Source organism: Sphingomonas sp. GW821-FHT03E12, assembly GCF_059420685.1.
The window spans coordinates 207,393-227,581 of record NZ_JBWKUF010000001.1; the positions used below are offsets into that span (position 1 = coordinate 207,393).

The window sequence follows — 20,189 nt, forward strand, 5'->3', positions numbered from 1 at the left end:
GGCCTGATGGATTCGCTCGTCCCCGCCTTCATCGCCGTCTTGCTGGCACAGGCGGGCGACCGGTCGCCCTGGCTGGCCGCGATCCTGGCCGACCGGTTCGGCAAACCCTTCACCGTCGCCTTCGCCGCCTTCCTCGCGCATGCCGCGGGCAATGCTGTGGCGGCCACCGGAGGCATGCTGATCGCGCCGATGCTGACCCCCAACGCCCGCCAGCTGCTGCTTGCATTGGCGCTGGGGTTCGCAGCGATGGGTGCGCTGTGGCGCCTGAAACCACCCGATCGGCTCGAGGGCTGGAAGCTCGGGACGTTCGCAACGTCGCTGTGCGGTATCGGTATCCTTGCCGCGGGCGACACGACGCAATTCTTCACCCTCGCCTTTGCCGCGCAGGAGCCCGCACCCGTGCTCGCCGCGATCGGCGCGACGCTGGCGGCGCTGGTCGTCAACACCGCCGCAGCGCTGATGGGGGAGAAGGCCTGGCGCAAGCTGCCGATCGGCCCGTACCGCATCGGCTTCGGGCTGATCTGCCTCGCAACGGGGGCCGTACTCGCAGCGGGCGCGCTCCGCCTGATCTAGCCGCTCGATTACCCTGATCGCACTTTCCGCAGCGCAACAACGGACCCTATGTGGCAGGGGATCGTTTCATAGCCGACTCAACCGATCAGGAGCGAATCATGGCCGACACGACCGCCGCGCTGAAGACGCCGACCGACCTCAACCGCAACGACACCAAGACCGTGGCGCAGGCGCTGAACGGCATTCTGGCGGACAGCTACGCGCTGTATTTCAAGACCAAGAATTTCCACTGGCACGTCTCGGGCCCGCATTTCCGCGACTATCACCTGCTGCTCGACGATCAGGCCGCGCAGATCCTCGCGACCACCGACGTGATCGCCGAGCGCGTGCGCAAGACCGGCAACGCCACGCTGCGCTCGGTCGGCGACATTTCGCGCCACCAGACGATCAAGGACAATGACAAGGACTTCGTCGCACCCGAGGAGATGCTGGCCGAGCTGCGCGACGACAATCTCAAGCTGATCGCGCTGCTGCGCGAGGCGAAGGAGATCGTCGACGAGGCCAAGGACAACGCCACCAGCGGTATCCTCGACGAATGGACCGATCAGGCCGAGGAGCGTGCCTGGTTCCTGTTCGAGACCACCCGCAAGGGATAAGTGCGCGGGATCACGCCGGGACCGGTGCGTCCCGGCGGATCAACCCTGCATCCTTGAGTTCGGTCCATAGCGCCGCAGGAATGACCTGCGACATCAGTGCCACCGCGTCGTCGACCTGACGGGCCGACCCCATCCCCGGCACCACCGAAGCGACCTGCGGGTGCGCGAGCGGGAACTGCAGCGCGGCGGCGGCCAGCGGCACGCCATGACGTATACAGATATCCTCGATCGCCCCGACCCGCGCGACGATTTCGGGCGGGGCAGGCTCGTAGTTGAAGTTGGGAATCGCGCCGCCATGGCGGACGCCCTTGGCGAGGATACCGCTATTATACGGCCCGGCGATCACCAGCCGCACGCCACGCCGCGCGCAGAGCGGGAGCAGGTCGTCGAGTGGATCCTGCTCAAGCAGGGTATAGCGCCCGGCGAGCATGATCAGGTCGATGTCCCCCGCACCGAGCATCTCGATGCACACCGCGACCTCATTGACCCCAAGCCCGATCGCGTCGACCGCGCCCGAATCGCGCAGCTCGAGCATTGCGCGATAGCCGCCGCCCATGAACTCGGCGAACCGCTCCGGATGCGCGAGACCATGCGCGAAGGCGCCGATATCGTGCGCGTAGAGGATGTCGATCCGGTCGCGACGCAACCGCTTGAGGCTGTCCTCATACGAGCGCATCACCGCGTCGTAGCTGTAATCGAACACGCTCTCATAAGGCTCGGGCGAGACGAAGGCCTGGCGCATCGCCGACAGGTCCGCATCCGGCCGCGGATCGAGCCGCCGGCCGACCTTGGTCGAAACAATCGCTGTTTGCGCAGGGTCGAGTTCGGCGAGCGCAGCGCCCAGCCGCTTCTCGCTCAGGCCAAAACCGTAATGGGGAGCGGTGTCGAAATAGCGGACACCCGCATCCCATGCCCGTGCCACCACCTCCAGCGCCTGATCCTCGGGTACCGCGCGATAGAGGTTGCCGATCGACGCCGCGCCGAAGGCGAGCTTCCCCAGATCCGTCAGGCGATCCGTCATGCCAGCGTCTGTACCGCGCCGAGCGCGATCCCGCTGCTGTCCTTTGCCGACACCGCCGCGTCGCGCGGCTTGCTCGAGACGAGGCCGTCGATCAGCGCGCCCTCGACATTGCGCAGCGCCACCGTCGGCCGCGCATCGGGTTTCTCGACCGCGAAGCGGCAGTCGCGGATCGTCAGCCGCCTGGCATGCCGCGCCCAGACGCCATGTGCGGGAAGCGTCTTGAGATAGCTCACCTCAAGGCTGGTCTCACGCCGGTACTCGGGCTCGCGCGCCGCATCGGCCGCGCTGCCCCCGCCGGGCGAAGTCACATCGACACCAACGAAACTCACATCCTCGACCGGGCCGTCGGCAATGCCCTCGACCCCGCAGGGATAGCGCAGGTCGGCGCCGGAGACCTGGACATCCTCGAACCGGACGCGGCGGATCTTGCCGACCGGCGTGCCCTTGGGCGCGCGCATCCGCGCGGCGTGGTGGACGAACAGCGGGTGGTTGACCGGATCGCGCAGGGAAATGCCGCTCACCACCACATCCTCCATCAGCCCGCCATCGACGATACCGACCAGGATGCCGCGGCTGTTGGTGCAGATACAGTCGGAGATGCGAACATTGCGGAACCCGCCATTGGTCTCGGTCCCCATCTTGATCCGCCCGAGCACGCCATTGCCGTCGGGCGAACCATAGTCGGACAGGCGATAGCTGCCGTCGAGCAGCGATCCCATCGCATAGCCGCTGGTCTTGCAGCCCTGGACCAATATGTCCTCGCACATCGTCTTGCGGCCGAGCGCATAGCTGCTCTTGAGCACGATCGCGTCGTCCTTGGGCGCGTTGACGGTGCAGTTGATCACCCGCACGTCGCGGCAGCAATCGATGTCGATCCCGTCGCGGTCGGTGTCGATGACGATCCCGTCCAGCGCCATGTTGGTGCAGCCGTGCGCGATGATCCCGAAATGCCCGGCCTGGAGGATGGTGAAATCCTGGAGCCGGACGTTGCGGCAGTTCATCAAGCCGACGGTCTTGTTCGCGCGCCCGACCTGCGCCGCTTCCTTCGCGTCGCGCAGCATATACTCCTTCGGGCTGATCCCCAGCGCCTTGGCCGATTGCCAGGTGTCGCGCTTCCACCAGCGGTCCCCCGGTCCGTCGCGATCCAGCCCCAGCCCGTGCAGCATGCCGTGGCCGACCACGCCGATGTTCGACGCCCCGTCGGCATAGATCAGACTGTTGTGAACATGGGTGATCCCGAAATCCTGGAACTGCTCTTCCAGATAGTTTTCGGGCGGATCGTAGTTCCGGCCATGAATGTCCGGGTCCGCCGCCTCGATCACCGCGCCCGCCGAAAGCGCCAGCGTCACATTGTCGAGCAGGCGGATCGAGAAGCTCAGATACCGGCCCGGCGGCACCAGCACCACGCCGCCGCCGCGCTTCGCCGCTGCCTGCATCGCGCGGTTGATCGCCGGGCTGTCGATCGCGCGCCCGTCACCGCGCGCGCCATGTTTTCGGATATCCTCCACCCCGTGGCCGTCGAGCGCAATCTGCGCCGCGGCAGGCGTGCCGAAGATGAGAGCGAGCAGCCCGAGGGTCGAGCGGCGATCGATGCTTGCATGATGCTCAAACATAATTCATCATACGAATACAAAAGGCGTTGTCTACGCCGCAATCAACCCATTGGAGAGTTTATGGGCCGTCTCGAAGGCAAGATCGCACTGGTGACCGCGGCGGGCCAGGGCATCGGCCGGGCCACCGTCGAAGCCTTTGTGCGCGAAGGCGCGCGGGTGATCGCCACCGACGTTCGCGCAGAGGCGCTCGAAGGGCTGGAGGGCGCCGAAGCGCGGCAGCTCGACGTGACCAGCAAGGAAGCCGTGCAGGCGATCGCCGCCGAATTCCCCGAACTGAACATCCTCTATAATTGCGCAGGCTTCGTCCATGCCGGCACGATCCTCGATTGCGACGAGGATGCCTGGGACTTCTCCCAGTCGCTCAACGTCACGGCGCAATATCGCATGATCCGCGCGGTGCTGCCCAACATGATCGCGCGCGGCGGCGGATCGATCATCAACATGTCGTCGGTCTGTTCGAGCATCAAGGCGGTGCCCAACCGCTTCGCTTATGGCGCGACCAAGGCGGCGGTGATCGGTCTGACCAAGTCGGTCGCGATCGACTATGTGACCAAGGGCATCCGCTGCAACGCGATCTGCCCCGGCACGGTCGAGACGCCCTCGCTGATCCAGCGGCTGCACGACACCGGCAATTTCGAAAAGGCCTATGCCGAATTCACCGCCCGCCAGGCGATGGGCCGGTTCGGCCGGACGAGCGAGCTGGCGGCCCTGGCCGTTTATCTCGCCAGCGACGAAAGCGCCTTCACCACCGGCACCGTCAATGTGATCGACGGCGGCTGGGTGAACTGAATTCCCCTCCCCGTCACCCCGGCCTAGTGCCGGGGTCCACCGAGAGGCGAACGACGAACATGAGGCGCGAGCGCAGCGCGCGAGGCATAGTGGCCCCGGCACAAGGCCGGGGTGACGATAGATAGGAGAGAGTTCCCGATGATCGCACGTACGCTGGCCCTCAGCGCCGCCCTTCTTTGTGCCTCGACCGCGATGGCGCAGGTGACGGTACATGTCGCGCCGGGCGGCGAAGACCGCAATCCGGGGACCACGGCAAAGCCCGTGCGCACGCTGGAGCGCGCGCAGACGCTGGTGCGCGCAAGCAATGGCAAGAACGACGTCACCGTCCTGCTCGCCGACGGAACCTACAAGCTGGCCAAGCCGCTGGTGTTCCGGCGTGCCGATGGCGGCCTCAACGGCAAGAAGGTCGAGTGGCGCGCGGCCGAGGGTGCCAAGCCGGTCATCTCGTCGGGGATCGAGGTCACCGGTTTCGCGAGCTTCGACGAAGAGCGCCGCATCTATGTCGCCACGACCCCCAAGGGGCTCGACACGCGCCAGATCTGGGTCAACGGCACCGTCGCCGAGCGCCCGTGGATCGAGCTGCGCGCGTCCGACGTGAAATTCGGCCCCAACGGATTCGAGATCACCAACCCGAAATACGACTATGTCGGCAAGCTCGCCCGCCCCGACCGGCTCGAGCTTGAGGCGACCGGATTCTTCACCGACCGCTATTCGCCGGTAAAGTCGATCAGCGGCACGACGGTGACGATGCAGCAGCCCGCCTGGGACAACAACACCTGGGGCTATGACACGGTCAGCAAGCCGATCTTCCCGGACGATTCGCGGCTGTTCCTGGTCAACGCGCTCGAATTCATCGGCAAGACCAATGACTGGCATGCGCGCTATCACCAATGGGTGATCGAGCCCGAAGCGGGCAAGCTCTACCTGCGCGCAGGGATCGACGAGGACATCAAGGATCTGAAGGTCGTCGTGCCGACGCTGGAGACTTTGGTGTCGATCAGCGGCACGCCCGCGGCGCCGGTCGAGCGCCTCACCTTCCGCGGCCTCACCTTTGCCCACACCTCATGGATGGGGCCCAGCAAGCCGACCGGCTATGCCAACCAGCAGAGCGGCGCCTATCTCAGCGACGTCTCGCCGATCCGGCCCAAGGATGCGTGGGACACATGCGGCTGGGGCTGTGTCGAGTTCGAATCGATGCGCCTCAAATGGCACCAGATGCCGGCGGCGGTGCAGGTGTCGGCGGCGCGCGACATCGCGTTCGAGGGCAACCACTTCACCCAGCTCGGCCAGATCGCGCTGGGAATCGGCAACGAGCCGGTCGCGCACCTGACCGGCGTCGGCCTTGCCACCAGCGGCATCCGTGTTTCGCGCAACCGCTTCTCGATCCTGTCGGGCGGCGCGATCATGGCGGGCGGCGTGCGCACCGACGCGCACCACCCGACCGACCCCAATTTGATCAACCGCAACCTGGTGATCGAGGACAACACCGTCGTCACCGTCAGCCAGGACTACAAGGACAATGCCGCAATCCTGACGACGTACATCGACGGTGCGACGATCCGGCACAACGACATCTCGGACGCGCCGTACGACGCGATCGCGGTCGGCTGGGGCTGGGGCTATAACGACGCGGGCGGCAATCCGAATTACGACGAGAAGCAGAAGGGCTACGTCCACAACCCCAAGTTCACGACGCCGACGACGCTGCGCAACACGCTGGTCGAGGGCAACCGCATTCACGGCGTGAAGCTGTGGTACGAGGATGGCGGGGCGATCTACAACCTCTCGGCCAACCCCAATTCGATCATCCGCAACAACCACATCTTCGACATCTCGAACCGGATCGGCATCTATCTGGACGAGGGCAGCAAGCATTTCACCGTCACCGGCAACGTCGTCGAGACCGGGGGCAAATGGCTCAACATCAACACCGCGGGCGGCATGTTCCGGCGCCGAATCTCGACCGACAACAAGGCGTCCGGCAACTGGCACAACTCAATGTCGACCGGTGGGCGCTGGCTGCCCGAGATCGGCAATGATGCGCGGGGCAATTTCCTCGTCCCCGACCGCGACTGGCCGGAAGAGGCACGCACGGTGATCGAGGCGGCGGGCCCGCGGAACTGACTCTCCCCGTCATCCCGGCCTTGTGCCGGGATCCACCGGGAGGCGAGCACTGCACGAGAGGCTCAAGGACACGAAACTGGGCGGCGTGGATCCCGGCACAAGGCCGGGATGACGAGAGGGGAATAGCACATGATCCTGCACGGCCTGATCGCCCTTGCCATCTTCTCGGCACAGGCGGCCCCCTCCCCGCCACCGCCGCGCGACCCGCGCAACTGGCCCACCCCGGTGATGGACACCGCGCCGCCCGCGCTCCCCAAGCTGCGGCGGGGCGCGGTGCTGGTGCTGTCCAAGACCAACGGCTTCCGCGATCCCGAGCAGATCGACGCGGCCAAGCGGGTGCTGACCGATCTGGTCCGCAAGCAGGGCCGCGATGTGTTCGAGACCGAGAATGCCGCGGTCATGAACCCGCGCGACCTCGCAAAGTTCGCGACCGTGGTGTTCAACAGCACCAGCGGGAATATCTTCGACGAAGGGCAGCGCACGGCATTCAAGGCGTGGGTCGAGCGCGGCGGGGGCGTGGTGCTGCTCCACGGCGCGAGCGGCGATCCGAGCTATGACTGGAAATGGTGGCCGGAAACGCTGATCGGCGCGCAGTTCATCGGCCACACCGGACGGCCCAAACAATTCCAGCAGGCGACGATCGACGTGATCGAGCGTAACCATCCGGCGATGCGCCGCCTGCCCGCCAAATGGGTGCGGACCGAGGAATGGTATTCGTTCGACCGCATTCCCGTCGGTAGCGGCACCCGTATCCTCGCCACCGTGGATGAGACCACCTACGAACCCTTTCCCGAGCGGGTGCGGATGGGCAAGCCACATCCGGTGATCTGGACCCGGTGCATGGGCAAGGGCCGGATGATCTTCTCCTCGCTCGGCCACAAGGCGGAAACCTATGCCGAGCCACTGCACCAGACATTGATCGGCAACGCGATCCGCTGGGCGTCGGGCAGACGCTGCTAGCGCCAGCCGCCGTCGCGCGCGGCCTTTTCGGCGGGGGTATCGAGCGGATCGCCCGCCATCATCGCCTGCGCATCGGCCATCATCGCCGCCGCAGGCGACCCGGCCTGGCGATAGGCGCCGCTTTGTTGCGAGACGCCGCCATAGAGCCGTTCGATCCGCCACTCCTTGCCCTGCGCGCAGGCGATGCCACCGGTCGCGCCCGCCTCGAACGTGCGGCACCAGCGCTGCGTGCCGTCACGGAAGGTGACGCCGACGCGGACCGGCGCGTCCGGCGCCTGTACCGAAGCGAGTTGGGTGCCCAGCGCCTTCGCTACCTCGCCGCTCGCGATCGCGGTGCCGTCGCGCATCGCGACCCCGCCGGGATCTCGCGGGAGCAGCAGCGGCCCGGCCAGCAGGCCCGCGACGAGGCTGGCGGCGACCGCGCCCATCCAGAAGGGACGCACGCGACGGGCGGATTTCGGAGCGAGCGGGACGATCTTGGCTGACTCGCGCAGCATCGTTTCGACAACGGGCGGGACCGGCGCGACAGCAACGGGGTCGAAGGCTGCGCGGAGCGAAGCGGCGAGCTCGCGATGCTGTTCGACCTGTGCGGCAAGCACGGGGTCTGTGGCGATCGCAGCCTCGACGCGCCTGGCGGCAATCGGATCGAGCTCGCCATCGGCATAGGCCATGAGCGTTTCGGGATCGATCGTCATGCCGCTTCTCCCAGTCTTACCATCAGCGCCTCGCGTCCGCGCACCAGGCGCGAAGTGAGCGTGCCCATCGGAATGTCGAGGATTTCGGCGGCCTCCTTATAGGCGAACCCCTCGATCACCACGAGCGCGACTGCTTCGCGCTGCTCGGGCGGCAGGGTGCGCATCGCCTGCGCGATCTTGCCAAGCTCGACCGCCATTTCCTGACCGCCAACGGTGCCGATCGCCTCGCCCGCCTCGGGCGGGACGAAGGTCTCGCCGCGGCGCGTTTCGGCGCGGACGGTGTCGATCCACAGATTGCGCATCAGTCGGTACATCCAGCTATCCAGTCGCGTTCCCGGCTCCCATTGACGGCGCTTGAGGAGCGCACGCTCGACCGATGCCTGAAGCAGATCGTCGGCATCCGCCGCACTGCGGGCGAGCGCATGGGCGAAGCGGCGCAGCCGCGGCAGATGACCCAGCAGTTCTTCCTCGAAAGCCAATCGGTGACAGCCTTGTTGCTTGCCGGGATGAAACGGATGGCTCCGCGCGTTTCATCCAGCATGACGCAGAAAAATCGCAAGTCTAGGATGCCGGCCATGGGGTTCGCACGCATCGTCACCGGAGGCCTGCTCCTGCTCGCGCCCGTCGCGAGCGCCCAGTTACTTCCACAACTGCCATCGGTGCCCCCGGTCGGCGGGGTGGTGGATCGCATGACCGGGACGGTCGGCGATCTCGATCGCACGCTCGACGATGCCCGGTCGCTGGCGCGGCAACAGGTCGAGCGGACGCGCGCGCTGGTCCGGCGCCATCCCGACCGCATCGCGATCGACCCTGATGGCAATGCGGTGCGCGCGGGGGAACTGATGATGCTCGACCCCGACCGGGCGGCGGTCGATGCGGCAACGGCACGCGGATTCCGGCTGATCGAGCAGGTCGAACTCGACGGACTCGGCATCGGCTTTGCCCGGTTCGAGACGCCGCCCGGCATGGCGATCGGACGCGCGCTACGCGAGCTGCGCAAGATCGCCGGCCAGCGCGAAGTGAGTGCAGATCAGCTCTATTTCGCCAGCGGCAGTGCGGCGGCACCTGCGGCATCTGCACCGGCACTGGCGCAGGCCGGTGCCGCAGGACGGATCGGGATCATCGACGGCGGAGTGCCGCCGGGCACGGCGGGAGTCTCCGCGCAACAAGGGTTCGTGGCCGGAGCGCCCCGCGCGAACGACCACGCAGCGGCGATCGCATCCCTGATCGCAGGGGGCAACGGCATCCGCGCGAGCGCGCCGGGCGCGCGGCTGCATATCGCCGACATCTATGGCACCGACCCCGCTGGGGGTAACGCCGCAGCGCTTGCGCAGGGGCTGGCGTGGATGGTGCGTCAGAAGGTTCCAGTGGTCGTGGTGAGCCTGACCGGACCGCCCAACCCGCTGCTCGCGCGCGTCGTCGCGGCGGCGCGGCGGCTGGGCACGGTGGTGGTCGCAGCGGTGGGCAATGACGGCCCCGCCGCTCCGCCCGCCTATCCGGCTTCCTATCCGCAGGCGATCGCGGTCACCGGCGTCGATGCGCGTGGACGGGTACTGATCGAGGCCGGGCGCGCGCTCAGGCTCGACTATGCCGCGCCGGGGGCGGACCTGCTGGCCGCGAACGCATCGGGCAAGGCGCAGCGCGTGCGCGGCACCTCCTATGCCGCGCCCTTCGTCGCAGCACGGCTGTCGGCGCATCTGGGTAGCGGTGGGATCGAAGCGGCGCTCCGCGGGCTCGACGGCGAGGCACGCGACCTGGGCAAGCGTGGCGCCGACAGGCAGTTCGGCCGCGGGCTGGTCTGTGGCGACTGCGCCACGCGGCCACGCTGAACCGCTTCGGGGATTAAATCCGCAACCACATCCGTTCCCCTTTCGAAGCGCGCTGCAAAGCCCGGCGCGCGACGAAGGAGGAAGCGATGAAGACCCTGTTCCTTTCGGCCGCCGCAGTCGCGGCCCTCACCCTTTCGGCCCCCGCTTCGGCACAGCTGCTGGGCGGTGGCGGCGGCCTCACCGGCGGACTGGGTGGCCAGCTCGGCGGTACACTGGGCGGAACGCTCAACCGTCCGGCCGGCGGCATGCTCGATCGCCCGATCAGCCGCCCGCTCGAACGCGTTCCGCTCGACCGGCTCGACGCGCCGGTCGAGCAAACGACCCGCGCAACCAAGCGCGCCAGCGGCTCGGCCGAGGTAGAGCGCAATGTCGACCGCCGCAGCGGTAAGGCGAGCGCAAGCGGTCGCGCCGATGGCGGCATCGGCGGCACGCTCGACAACCAGACCCGCACGCTTGGCCGCAGCACCGGCCTGTCGGGCAGCGGTGACGCGTCCGGCAGCGCATCGGGTGGTGCGTCCGCTGACCTGATCGGCACCGATGATGTGCGTGGCGCGACCACCGGCCTGCGCGATCGCGCGGGCAGCGCGGTCGGCACGGCGCGCAGCACTGCCACTGGCGCGGTCGAGCGCACCCGCGGCGCGGCGGATGGCGCGCGCGGCGCACTCGGCAATGCCGGGAATCTCGGCGGCGGCCTCGGCGGGAGCGGGTCGGGCAGCGGTTCCGCCGGCGGATCGGCCGGGGCCGGCAGCGCGTCGGGCTATGGCTCGGCCGAGGGCACCGGCATGATCTCGACGGCCGCAGCCAATCCTGCCGCCGTGCTCGAACCCGGCGCGCGCGTCGAGGATGCGAAGGGGCGCCTGATCGGCAAGCTCCAGCAGGTCAACCGCAACGCGCGCGGGCGGATCGAATCGCTCGATGTGCTGGTCGGCCGCAAGGTGGCGACGCTGCCCGCCGGCAATTTCAGCGCCAGCGGCGACGTGCTCGTCTCGGCGATGAGCAAGGGCGAAGTGAAGGATGCCGCGGAAGACGGCAGCAACTGAGCGGCTCCCCCCTGCCGTAACTGGCGCGCCCGGCTCCGGCCGGGCGCGATTTTGTCAGCTTCGGGTCGCCAGCGATCCGATCGCGACGTTTCGGCTGTCCGCACCGGTGCGGACAGCCGCATCGCGCGGCTTGGGCGACGTCACGCGATCGATCACCGCGCCGTCGACATTCTCCAGTGCAACCGCAGGCCGCGCGTCGGGCGCTGCCGTGTCGAAGCCGCAATCGGTGACGCTCAGATTGCGGACATGGCGAGCATAGAGTCCATGCGCCGGCAGTATTCCCATGAAGCTCGGCTCGAGGCTGGAATTGCGCCGTTCGGGCACCTGCCGACTGGCCTCCACCCCGGTGCCGCCGCCCGCTGCGGTGACATGGACGCCGCGAAAGCTCACATCCTCAATGATCCCGTCGGGGATGCCGACGACACCGCACGGATACTCCATCCGCGCGCCCGACACCTGGATATCGGTGAAGCGCACGCGGCGGACCTTCGCTACCCCCGCCCCCTTCGGCGCACGGTTGCGCGCGGAGAGGCGCAGGAAGATCGGGTGGTTGACCGGGTTCACCAGATTGATGTCGCGGAAGGTGACATCCTCAAGCACCCCGCCATCGATCGCGCCAAGCTGAAGCCCGCGCGAATTCTCGCACACGCAATCGGCGATGAGCACATTGCGGAAGCCCGCGATGCTGTCGGTGCCGAGCTTAATCCGGCCGAGCACGCCGACCTTGTCGGGCGCGAGATAGGGCGACTTCCGGTACGTCCCGTCGAGGACGGTGCCGAGCAGATAGCCGCTGGTCTTGCAGCCGATCACCTGCACATCCTCGCACAAGCGCGCTTCCTGCAGCCCGTAGCTGCTCTTGAGGCAGATCGCGTCGTCCTTGGGCGCGTTGACCACGCACTTGGTGACACGCGCATCGCGGCAGCAATCAAGGTCGATGCCGTCGCGGTCGGTGTCCACCGTGAGACCGTCGATACGGACATTGGTGCAGCCCATCACATAGCAGGCGAAATGCCCGCCCTGCAGGATCGAGAAGTCCTTGAGCAGCACGTTGCGGCAGCGGATCAGGCCGATCGCCTTGTTGCCGCGGCCCTCATATTTCATCTCCTCGGGATTGGCGCGGCGGGCGGCGTCGGCACTCAGCCCGCGCTCCTTGGGCGATTTCCAGCCCGGAATGCCGTGCCAGCCTTGCGGCGGCCCCTCGCGATCGAGACCAAGGCCGTGGATCAGGCCGTGACCGATGATCGCGACGTCGCTGACCCCGTCGCCATAGATCAGGCTGTTGTGGAAATGGGCGAGGCCATAGTCGACGAACTGCTCCTCCCACACGCCTTCGGGCAGGTCATATTGGCCCTTGTGCCGATCGGGGCTCGCCGCCTCGATCACCGATCCGGGGCTGAGGACGAGCGTGATGTGGCTCTTCAGCCGGATCGAGAAGCAGAGATAGTGGCCGGGCGGGACGATGATCGTACCGCCGCCCTTCGCGCTCGCCGCCTCGATCGCGCGGTTGAAAGCGGGGGAATCGATCGCCTTGCCGTCACCCTTCGCGCCATAGTCGCGGACATTGTGGAAGCCGGTGAGCGAACCGGTCGCGCGGACGGGGATAGCGCTGGCGGCGAATGCCGCGCCCGCTCCCAGCAATGCCGTTCTGCGGCTGAATTCGGCCCGTGCCTTGAGCAATGATCCTCTCCTGTCGCTGTTTATCATATGATGAATTAGCGGGGCGGGGATCACAAGCTGTAAGTCAGGTTTTGCCGATCACCTCGCGATCGGGGCCAAGACGGAGCGTCAGATCGGCGCGGCCCGGCATCTCCTGCAGGATCGCGCGGGTGATGCGCTCATAATGCTGGATGAAGCGGCCGATCTGCGCGTCGGTCATCGCCAGAGCCGGGTCGCGGCCCTGTGCGGCGAGGGTGGCGCGCAATTCCGTCTCCTGCTGCGTCCGCCAGCCATGCACGATCTCGAACCCCGGCGCGGTGAGCAGCACGAGCCGGTCGATCCGGGCGAACAGCGCCTGATAGGGACCAGCCAGCGCGGCGTTGACCGCGCGGCGCCAGCTGCCGCCGGCGTCTTCGGCGCGCTCGAGATCGTTGACCGGTCCGGCGAGGTCAGCCTCAGCCTGAGCAGCCGCGCCGACGCACCAGCCTTCGAAGATCAACAGATCGAGCGGGGCGTCGATCGCCTCCCATTGTGCTTCGGGGAGCGGCTCGTCGCTCGCCTTGTCGAACCGGGGCAAGCGCACCGGCTGCCCCGCCTTCACCGCATCTAGGATCGCACAGCCCAACGCGACATCATGCGTCAATGGCACACCGCGGGTGGCGAGCAGCGGGTGGATGTCGCGCGCAAGACCCGCCCGCGCCACCTTGCCGAGATAGAGGTCATCGAGTGACAATGTCGCGGCACGGACGCCCAGCGTCTCGACCAGCCCGCGTGCGAGGGTCGACTTTCCGCTGCCCTGCGATCCGCAGATGCCGAGGATCAGCGGCCGCGGGCCGAGCCAGCCCCTGACCGCCCGGGCGACGATCTCAAGCGACGCGGTCAAATGGTTCGCGCCCGGCGAAGAAGGCGTCGAGATTGTCGGCGACCTTCATCCCCATCGCCTCCCGCGTTTCGAGCGTGGCCGAGCCGAGATGCGGAAGCAGGACGGCGTTCGGGAGATCGACCAGCGCCGCCTCGACTGCGGGCTCGCGCTCGTACACGTCCAGGCCGGCTGCGGCGATCGTCCCCGCCTTCAGCGCGTCCGCCAGTGCGGCTTCGTCGATCAATGTTCCGCGCCCGGTGTTCACCAGCACCGCCCCCCGCTTCATCCGCTGAAGCGCCGCGGCGTCGATCATGTGGCGGGTCGCGGCGCCCCCGGGTGCGTGGAGCGAGACGATATCGGCGGCGCGCAACAGACTGCCCAGCGTGGGGTGATAGGCGGCCTCAGGCACATCGGCCGCGCGGCTGCGACTGTGAACGACGACCTCCATCCCGAACGCCTTCGCCCGCTCGGCCACGGCGCGCGCGATGCGGCCATAGCCGACCAGCCCCAGCACCTTTCCGCGCAACGACCGGCCGAGCAGATGGGTCGGCCGCCAGCCGGTCCAGTCTCCGGCGCGCAATTCACGCTCCCCCTCGCCCGCGCGGCGAGTCGCCATCAGGATCAGCGTCATCGCGATATCGGCGGTGGCGTCGGTCAACACGTCCGGCGTGTTGGTGACGGCCACCCCGCCCGCCCGCGCCGCATCGAGATCGATATGCTCGAACCCGGCACCATAGTTGCCGATGATGCGCGTGCGGCGGCCTTGAGTCAGGATGATGTCGCGGGTGATCCGGTCGGTGACGGTCGGGCAGAGTGCGTCATGCTCGCACATCGCCTGCGCCAGTGCGGCAGCATCCATCGGCACATCGGTTTCGTTCAGCGTCACGTCGTAACTGGCGGCAAGGCGCGCTTCGACCGCTTCGGGCCAACGTCGCGTGAGCAGAATCTTCGGCTTGGTCATGCGCCGAGCCTAACGCCGCCGGAAGACGGGCGCACGCTTCTCGGCAAAGGCGGCGCGACCCTCCTTGGCGTCGTCGGTGGCGAAGCAGATCGCCTGAAGGTCGCGCTCATATTCGATCGCCTTTTCCCACGGCATGGTGTGGGCGGCGCGCAGATTGAGCTTGGCGGTCTCCGCCGCGATCGGCGCGCGCGAGGCGATGGTCGCGGCGATTGCCTGCGCGCGGGCGTGCAGCGCGTCGGGCGCAACGACCTCGCTCACCAATCCCCAGGCGAGTGCCTTGTCGGCATCGATCATGTCGCCGGTGAGCAGCATCAGCGCGGCATTGGACGCACCCATCGAATAGGTCAGCCCCGCCGCCATCCCGCCGCCGCCGATCCAGCCCAGCTTGATCTCGGGCGCGGCGAAGCGAGCGTTAGTGCTGGCGATGCGGATGTCGGCGGCCATCGCCGTCTCGAGCCCGCCGCCCAGGGCATAACCGTTGACCGCGGCGACCACCGGCTTGCGGCAGGCGCGCAGCGCATCGCAATAATCGTCGCGATTGCGGAAGTCCCAGGGCGTCGCATAGCCGTCGAGCGTAGTGATGTCCGACCCGGCAGAGAAGGCCTTCTCCCCGGCCCCGGTGATGACGACGCAGCGCACCGCGTCGCTGGTGTTGCACTCGCCGACCGCGGCGATCAGCGCGGCCGCCATTTCGGGCGTCAGCGCATTCAGCTTGGCCGGGCGGTTGAGGGTGATGGTGGCGACATGATCGGCCACGGTGAACAAGAGGTCGTCGGTCATGTCTCGGCTCCGGCCGGATGGTGGCTGCGATAGAGTGTTTCGAGCTCGTCGAGCACGGGATCGGCGGCATCACCGTCGAGCAACGCCGCACGCAGCCGGATCGAAGCCGCAGTCTGGAAGGCAATCGCCGCATCGTGACGCGGGCGCAGCAGCGCGGCTTCGACCGTAGCGAGGGTTGCGGCGAAGAAGCCGCCGGTCGCCGCGTTGACCGCATCGTCCTGCCATGCCGAACGGAGCGCCGGCTGGCCATCATGCTGCGGGATGAAACCGCACTGCGCCGGATCGGACATCAGCCAGCGCAGATGATCGAGCAGCTCGGGCGTAATTTGACACCGCTTCGACACGCCGATGCCGGTGCCGCCCAGCGTCGATCCGATCCGGCCGGTGGGGCCCGCGGGCGCGTTCGTGAAACCCACATCGCGCGAATAGTTCACATAGCCGTAGATCAGCGGGCAGAGGTCGATACCCTCGCCGCGCTCGATCACACCGAGCATCGCGATCGGGTTGAGATCGCGCGCGCGGCGGGTGACGTCACCGGTAAGCGCCGCCATCAGATCATAGGCTTCGCGGCCAATGGCACGATCCATGAACCCGTCGCGCGGCGCGGCCGGTTCGAAGCCGAACGCGCCGCAGATCGACTGGAAGCTCAATATCGCGTGCGGGCCGGCGAGCGACAGCGCAACGGCGTGATCCGTGGCAAAGGCAGGAAGCTGCGCCCATTCGAGCGGGGGCAGCGCCACGGTCTCGCGGCGGTAGGCCATCACCTGAGTCGCAGCATCGAGCGGCAATGCCCAGTGCTGCCCGGCATAATGATAACTGGCGAGCGAAGGTCCCGCGACCGCGCTGCGCCAGGCGGCGATCTCGTCCGCACCGAACAGCTCTTCGACGGGCACAAGGCAATCCGCCGCAACCGCTTCGCCGACATGCGGATGATCGAGCACGACGAGGTCGTAGCGCGCGCACAAATCGCCGATCGGGTGCGATTCGAACCCTTCGAGCGGATGCTTGTCCCAACTCAGTGCCAGCGTGTCCGCCTGCGCCGCCGCGGCCGCCAGCGCATTATAGCCGCGCGGATGATCCCAGGTCAGGCCGCGATATTGGGGCATGCTCATGCGTGTTGGCGCACCACGCCCGATTCGATCAACGCCTCGATAGCAGCATCGTCCAGCCCCGCCTCGCGCAGCAGCTCGCGGCTATGCTCGCCCACCAGCGGCGCGCCGCGCTCGACGGTCGATGGAGTCTTGGAAAAGCGGATCGGGAAGCCCGGCGCCTTCACCCGGCCCTCGGTCGGATGGTCATATTCGACGAAGGTGCCGTTGTGCTTGATCTGCGGATCCTCGACCAGATCGGCATAGCCGTAGACCGGCCCTGCCCAGATATCGCGCGCGCGCATCTCCCCCAGCCACGCGGCACTGGTGCGCGCGGGCAGATGCGCCTTCACCTTGGCGAAGATCTGATCGCGCAGCGCCCAGCTGTCGCGCTCGTCGTCCAGCCCGTCGAAGAAGGAATCCCCGAACAGCTCGCCAAGCTTCTTGAGCGAGGCCATGGCGACGGTGATGTAGCCGTCGCTGGTGGCGAACACGCCATAGGGCGCGCGGATATAGCTGTGCGCGTGCGGCTCGGCGGAGCGGGCCTGCGGCTTGTCGCCGACGGTGAACACCGACAATTCCTGCATCTGGATCGTGGTGATCGCGTCGAGCATGTTGACCTGGACCAGCTGGCCCTCGCCGGTGCGTTCGCGGTGGAACAAGGCGGCGAGCGCGCCTTCGAACGCCGAATAGGCGGTGACCGCATCGACCAGATACTGCCCGGCGGCGGACGGCGGCGCACCCTCCGCCCCCGTCGACATCATCGCCCCCGACATGCCCTGGAGCAGCAGATCCTGCCCCGGGAAATTGCGATACGGCCCGTCTTCGCCATAGCCCGACATCGAGATGTAGATCAGCCGCGGGTTGATCTTGCTCAGCGTTTCGTAATCTACCCCCAGCCGCTCGGCGACGCCAGGGCGGTAGTTCTGAAGGAAGACGTCGGCGTCCTTGACCAGCTCGAGCAGCAGCGCCTTGCCCTCGGGCGCCTTGAGATCGACCGCGAGGCTGCGCTTGTTGCGGTTGAGCGAGAGGAACGAGACGTTGATCTTGTTGCCGTTGGCGCCGCCGGCCGAGGCGTGGCGCTGCCACTCGCCGCTGGTCGGCTCGACCTTGACCACGTCGGCGCCCATGTCGCCCATGCGCTGCGCCGCGAACGGGCCGGCCATCGCGATCGAGCAGTCGAGCACGCGGATGCCGCTCAGGATATTGGTCACGTCTTCTGTTCCTTAACTCATCGTCCAGCCGCCATTGACGTCCAGCGTCTGGCCGGTGACGAAACCGGACTCGTCGCTCGCGAAAAAGGCGATGGTGTTGGCAATGTCGTGGGCGGTGCCGCGGCGTTTGATCGCCTGCGCGTCGAGCACCATGCGGTTGTATCCCTCGGGATCGGGGTGGATTTTCTCGGCGTCGGTCGGGAAGGCACCCGGTGCGATCGCATTGACCGTGATGCCATAGGGACCGAACTCGCGTGCCCAGGCACGGGTGAGGCCGATCAGCGCCATCTTCGACGCGACATAGGGCGAAAGGTTGGCCCAGCCGCCCGACACGGTGATGCTCGAGATGTTGATGATCCGCCCGAAACCGCGCTCGCGCATCCCGGGCATCGCCGCCTGCACAGCGACGATCCCCGCATCGACATTGACGCGCTGAACCGCCTGATGCTCCTCGATCGAATAGTCCTCGAAGGGCTTGGACGGGTAGATCGCGGCGTTGTTGATGACGACGTCGAACCCGCCGGTCTCAGCGATCAGGCCATCAAGTGTAGCGCGGAAGCCGGCAAGGTCGGACAGGTCCGCGGTCGAGACGACGAGCTTGCCCGCCCCCTTGCCCCCGGCTGCTGCCTTGAGCGCCTCGACCTTGGCAAGATCGTTGTCGATCGCGACCACCGTCGCGCCGCGCTCGATCAGCAGCAATGTGGTGTCGAGACCCAGGCCCCCGGCCGCGCCGGTGTAGAGGATCGTCCGCCCCTTCACTTGGCACCTCCGATCGGGGGGAAGTTGCCCGACGGCGTGGGATATTCGTCCGCCGGCTGAAGCGCGACGCCCTCGATCCGCTCCACCGCGTCGGCAACCGCCGCGGCATCAGGGAGGATGCGAAAGACGCTGTCGTAGCGCCGTGCCTCGCCATGTTCGAGCCAGATCAGCTCACCGCGCTCGCGCGCGAAATCCTTGCCCATGACATGATTGGTCGAAGGCTCGATCCCGACGGCATAGTGGCCGGCATGCAGGTTCTGCCATTCGTACATCGCCGGGAACTGGTCCTTGCGCGTCTCGACCTCGAACCCGAAGCCGATCGCCTCATTGACCACCGCCACATTGACCTTGCCGTCCGCATCGGCGGCCATGTCGTGCTGCCAGACCTGTTCGTGAAAGTTGACGATCGGCGCAGGGAAAGTGCGGTAGCCGGTCTTCTGGTCGCGATATTTGGCTTCGTGCGCCGCCCAGATCACGTCGCGGATCGGGGCGACGTAGCGCGACCCCTCCGCCACCACCGGGTGGCTGACATTGATATGGTAGCAGTACATATGCGGCGTGCGGTAGAAGCCGTGGTTGACCACGCGGTCGTGCAACCGAATCTCGTCGCCGCCGACATCCGCCTCGATCCGGCGGATGAGATGAAGATCCTCGCCGAACACCGTCGATTGCTGGACCACGCCTTCGGCCCAGAGCACGCAGCGGTCGCCTTCCCAGCTTTCGCCATAGCCGGTCAGCCGCGCGGGAATGGTGCCGATACGGCCGTGGAGCGAGGAGGCGACCTTTTCGCGCGGGCCGTAGTGATAATGGCCGGCGGGATCTTCGTGCATGAACAGGACATGGTCGAGCCCGCAGGTGATCAGCAGCCCCGACATTGAACGGAACCAGCCAAGTCCGCCCTCGCCCTCATACTCATGCAGCCCGGGATGGCGGAAGCCCGAGGGCGAATGCCAGCCGATCGCGCGGCCGTTATGCTCGCATTCGGCGATGTCCATCGCGCGGTCGACCAGGACGGTGAAGCGCAGACCGCTGCCGGTGCGGAACTCCAGCTGGCGCACCCCGCGCTCGACCCCGTCGCCCAGTGTGGAGAGGCGCACCCCTGCAAATTGCGAGAGCGAACCCGATCGCGCCGCAAGGTCGCGCCGGTTAAGGGTCTCGCCATAGAGCCTCGGCACCATCCCGCTCCATCATCATATTGTACGATGTATGATGTTTAGGGCAGGATGGCGCAACGCGTCAATCGACGTTCCGGAGAATCGTAGAATGCCAATCGTCCGCCGCTGCTTTGCCGTCGACCTGCACGACGATCCGGGGCTGATCGCCGCCTATCGCCGCTGGCACGAGCCGGGCGGGCCGCCGGCGGCAGTCAATGCCGCGATCCGTGCCGACGGAGTCGAGTCGCTCGAAATCTGGCTGACCGGCGACCGCATGTTCATGGTGATGGAGCAGGACACGGACCGCGCGCCCGATCCGGAAACCAAACGCGCGCGCGACGCCGCCAACCCGGAGGTCGCGGCATGGGACAGGCTGATGACGAGTTTCCAGAAATCGCTGCCGTTTGCGCCGGAACAGACCTGGGTCGAGATGGAGCGAATCTACGCGTTGGGGGAGCAGGGGTAGCCACTGCCC

20 protein-coding genes are annotated in these 20,189 nt (G+C 67.2%); 8 read left to right on the top strand and 12 right to left on the bottom strand.

Annotated elements, in window-relative coordinates; all coding sequences use genetic code 11:
• The first annotated feature begins 6 nt into the window (after nucleotides 1–6).
• Together AC07TU_RS00925 and AC07TU_RS00930 are read left to right on the top strand one after the other, a co-directional pair.
• On the top strand, nucleotides 7–573 hold the full coding sequence (locus tag AC07TU_RS00925) for a TMEM165/GDT1 family protein (RefSeq protein ID WP_495186035.1): 567 nt from the start codon (nucleotides 7–9) through the stop codon (nucleotides 571–573).
• A gap of 98 nt (nucleotides 574–671) precedes the next feature.
• Nucleotides 672–1,169 (top strand): Dps family protein, encoded by a 498-nt coding sequence (locus AC07TU_RS00930; protein WP_495186036.1) that lies wholly within the window; start codon nucleotides 672–674, stop codon nucleotides 1,167–1,169.
• A gap of 10 nt (nucleotides 1,170–1,179) precedes the next feature.
• Here the strand turns inward: AC07TU_RS00930 and AC07TU_RS00935 are convergent, their stop codons facing one another.
• The gene (locus tag AC07TU_RS00935) at nucleotides 1,180–2,190 is read right to left on the bottom strand and encodes an aldo/keto reductase (protein ID WP_495186037.1); all 1,011 of its coding nucleotides are present in this window, start codon (nucleotides 2,188–2,190) and stop codon (nucleotides 1,180–1,182) included.
• A complete protein-coding gene (locus AC07TU_RS00940; RefSeq protein ID WP_495186038.1) occupies nucleotides 2,187–3,803 on the bottom strand; it encodes a rhamnogalacturonidase in 1,617 nt (538 codons plus the stop codon). The genes AC07TU_RS00935 and AC07TU_RS00940 overlap by 4 nt, the downstream gene beginning before the upstream one ends.
• Nucleotides 3,804–3,863: 60 nt before the next feature.
• Here AC07TU_RS00940 and AC07TU_RS00945 point away from each other — a divergent pair, with 60 nt between their 5' ends.
• The 3 genes from AC07TU_RS00945 (at nucleotide 3,864) to AC07TU_RS00955 (ending at nucleotide 7,676) form a co-directional block, all read left to right on the top strand.
• Nucleotides 3,864–4,592, top strand: a complete 729-nt coding sequence (locus tag AC07TU_RS00945; RefSeq protein ID WP_495186039.1) for an SDR family oxidoreductase — start codon at nucleotides 3,864–3,866, stop codon at nucleotides 4,590–4,592.
• Nucleotides 4,593–4,730: 138 nt separating this feature from the next.
• Nucleotides 4,731–6,716: a right-handed parallel beta-helix repeat-containing protein gene (locus AC07TU_RS00950; RefSeq protein WP_495186040.1), complete on the top strand. Its 1,986-nt coding sequence runs from the start codon at nucleotides 4,731–4,733 to the stop codon at nucleotides 6,714–6,716.
• 129 nt (nucleotides 6,717–6,845) lie between these two features.
• Nucleotides 6,846–7,676: a ThuA domain-containing protein gene (locus tag AC07TU_RS00955; RefSeq protein ID WP_495186041.1), complete on the top strand. Its 831-nt coding sequence runs from the start codon at nucleotides 6,846–6,848 to the stop codon at nucleotides 7,674–7,676.
• On the opposite strand, the gene AC07TU_RS00960 is transcribed toward AC07TU_RS00955, so the two are convergent.
• Together AC07TU_RS00960 and AC07TU_RS00965 are read right to left on the bottom strand one after the other, a co-directional pair.
• A complete protein-coding gene (locus AC07TU_RS00960; RefSeq protein WP_495186042.1) occupies nucleotides 7,673–8,371 on the bottom strand; it encodes an anti-sigma factor family protein in 699 nt (232 codons plus the stop codon). The two genes, AC07TU_RS00955 and AC07TU_RS00960, sit on opposite strands and share 4 nt — an antisense overlap.
• Nucleotides 8,368–8,850, bottom strand: coding sequence for an RNA polymerase sigma factor (locus tag AC07TU_RS00965; protein ID WP_495186043.1), 483 nt, complete (start codon nucleotides 8,848–8,850; stop codon nucleotides 8,368–8,370). The genes AC07TU_RS00960 and AC07TU_RS00965 overlap by 4 nt, the downstream gene beginning before the upstream one ends.
• Before the next feature lie 96 nt (nucleotides 8,851–8,946).
• Here AC07TU_RS00965 and AC07TU_RS00970 point away from each other — a divergent pair, with 96 nt between their 5' ends.
• Together AC07TU_RS00970 and AC07TU_RS00975 are read left to right on the top strand one after the other, a co-directional pair.
• Nucleotides 8,947–10,200 carry a S8 family serine peptidase gene (locus AC07TU_RS00970; protein ID WP_495186044.1) on the top strand — a complete coding sequence of 418 codons (1,254 nt, stop codon included), beginning with the start codon at nucleotides 8,947–8,949 and terminating at the stop codon, nucleotides 10,198–10,200.
• Nucleotides 10,201–10,286: 86 nt separating this feature from the next.
• The gene (locus AC07TU_RS00975; protein ID WP_495186045.1) at nucleotides 10,287–11,240 is read left to right on the top strand and encodes a hypothetical protein; all 954 of its coding nucleotides are present in this window, start codon (nucleotides 10,287–10,289) and stop codon (nucleotides 11,238–11,240) included.
• A 54-nt stretch (nucleotides 11,241–11,294) separates the two neighbouring features.
• Here AC07TU_RS00975 and AC07TU_RS00980 read toward each other — a convergent pair whose 3' ends face one another.
• From AC07TU_RS00980 to AC07TU_RS01015, 8 genes are all read right to left on the bottom strand, one after another.
• Nucleotides 11,295–12,917, bottom strand: coding sequence for a rhamnogalacturonidase (locus AC07TU_RS00980; protein ID WP_495186046.1), 1,623 nt, complete (start codon nucleotides 12,915–12,917; stop codon nucleotides 11,295–11,297).
• Between the two features lie 64 nt (nucleotides 12,918–12,981).
• Nucleotides 12,982–13,779 (bottom strand): kinase, encoded by a 798-nt coding sequence (locus AC07TU_RS00985; protein ID WP_495186047.1) that lies wholly within the window; start codon nucleotides 13,777–13,779, stop codon nucleotides 12,982–12,984.
• Nucleotides 13,763–14,719: a 2-hydroxyacid dehydrogenase gene (locus tag AC07TU_RS00990; protein ID WP_495186048.1), complete on the bottom strand. Its 957-nt coding sequence runs from the start codon at nucleotides 14,717–14,719 to the stop codon at nucleotides 13,763–13,765. The genes AC07TU_RS00985 and AC07TU_RS00990 overlap by 17 nt, the downstream gene beginning before the upstream one ends.
• A 9-nt stretch (nucleotides 14,720–14,728) precedes the next feature.
• Nucleotides 14,729–15,499 (bottom strand): enoyl-CoA hydratase/isomerase family protein, encoded by a 771-nt coding sequence (locus AC07TU_RS00995; protein ID WP_495186049.1) that lies wholly within the window; start codon nucleotides 15,497–15,499, stop codon nucleotides 14,729–14,731.
• A complete protein-coding gene (locus AC07TU_RS01000; protein WP_495186050.1) occupies nucleotides 15,496–16,611 on the bottom strand; it encodes a carbohydrate ABC transporter substrate-binding protein in 1,116 nt (371 codons plus the stop codon). The genes AC07TU_RS00995 and AC07TU_RS01000 overlap by 4 nt, the downstream gene beginning before the upstream one ends.
• Nucleotides 16,608–17,801, bottom strand: a complete 1,194-nt coding sequence (locus AC07TU_RS01005) for a CaiB/BaiF CoA transferase family protein (RefSeq protein WP_495186051.1) — start codon at nucleotides 17,799–17,801, stop codon at nucleotides 16,608–16,610. Before AC07TU_RS01005 ends, AC07TU_RS01000 begins: the two co-directional genes overlap by 4 nt.
• Nucleotides 17,802–17,813: 12 nt before the next feature.
• On the bottom strand, nucleotides 17,814–18,560 hold the full coding sequence (locus tag AC07TU_RS01010) for an SDR family NAD(P)-dependent oxidoreductase (RefSeq protein ID WP_495186052.1): 747 nt from the start codon (nucleotides 18,558–18,560) through the stop codon (nucleotides 17,814–17,816).
• On the bottom strand, nucleotides 18,557–19,735 hold the full coding sequence (locus AC07TU_RS01015; protein WP_495186053.1) for an aldose 1-epimerase family protein: 1,179 nt from the start codon (nucleotides 19,733–19,735) through the stop codon (nucleotides 18,557–18,559). Before AC07TU_RS01015 ends, AC07TU_RS01010 begins: the two co-directional genes overlap by 4 nt.
• Nucleotides 19,736–19,823: 88 nt before the next feature.
• Between AC07TU_RS01015 and AC07TU_RS01020 the strand changes: the two genes are divergently transcribed.
• Entirely contained in the window at nucleotides 19,824–20,180 is a 357-nt protein-coding gene (locus tag AC07TU_RS01020; protein WP_495186054.1) for an L-rhamnose mutarotase, read from the top strand.
• Nucleotides 20,181–20,189: the final 9 nt, after the last annotated feature.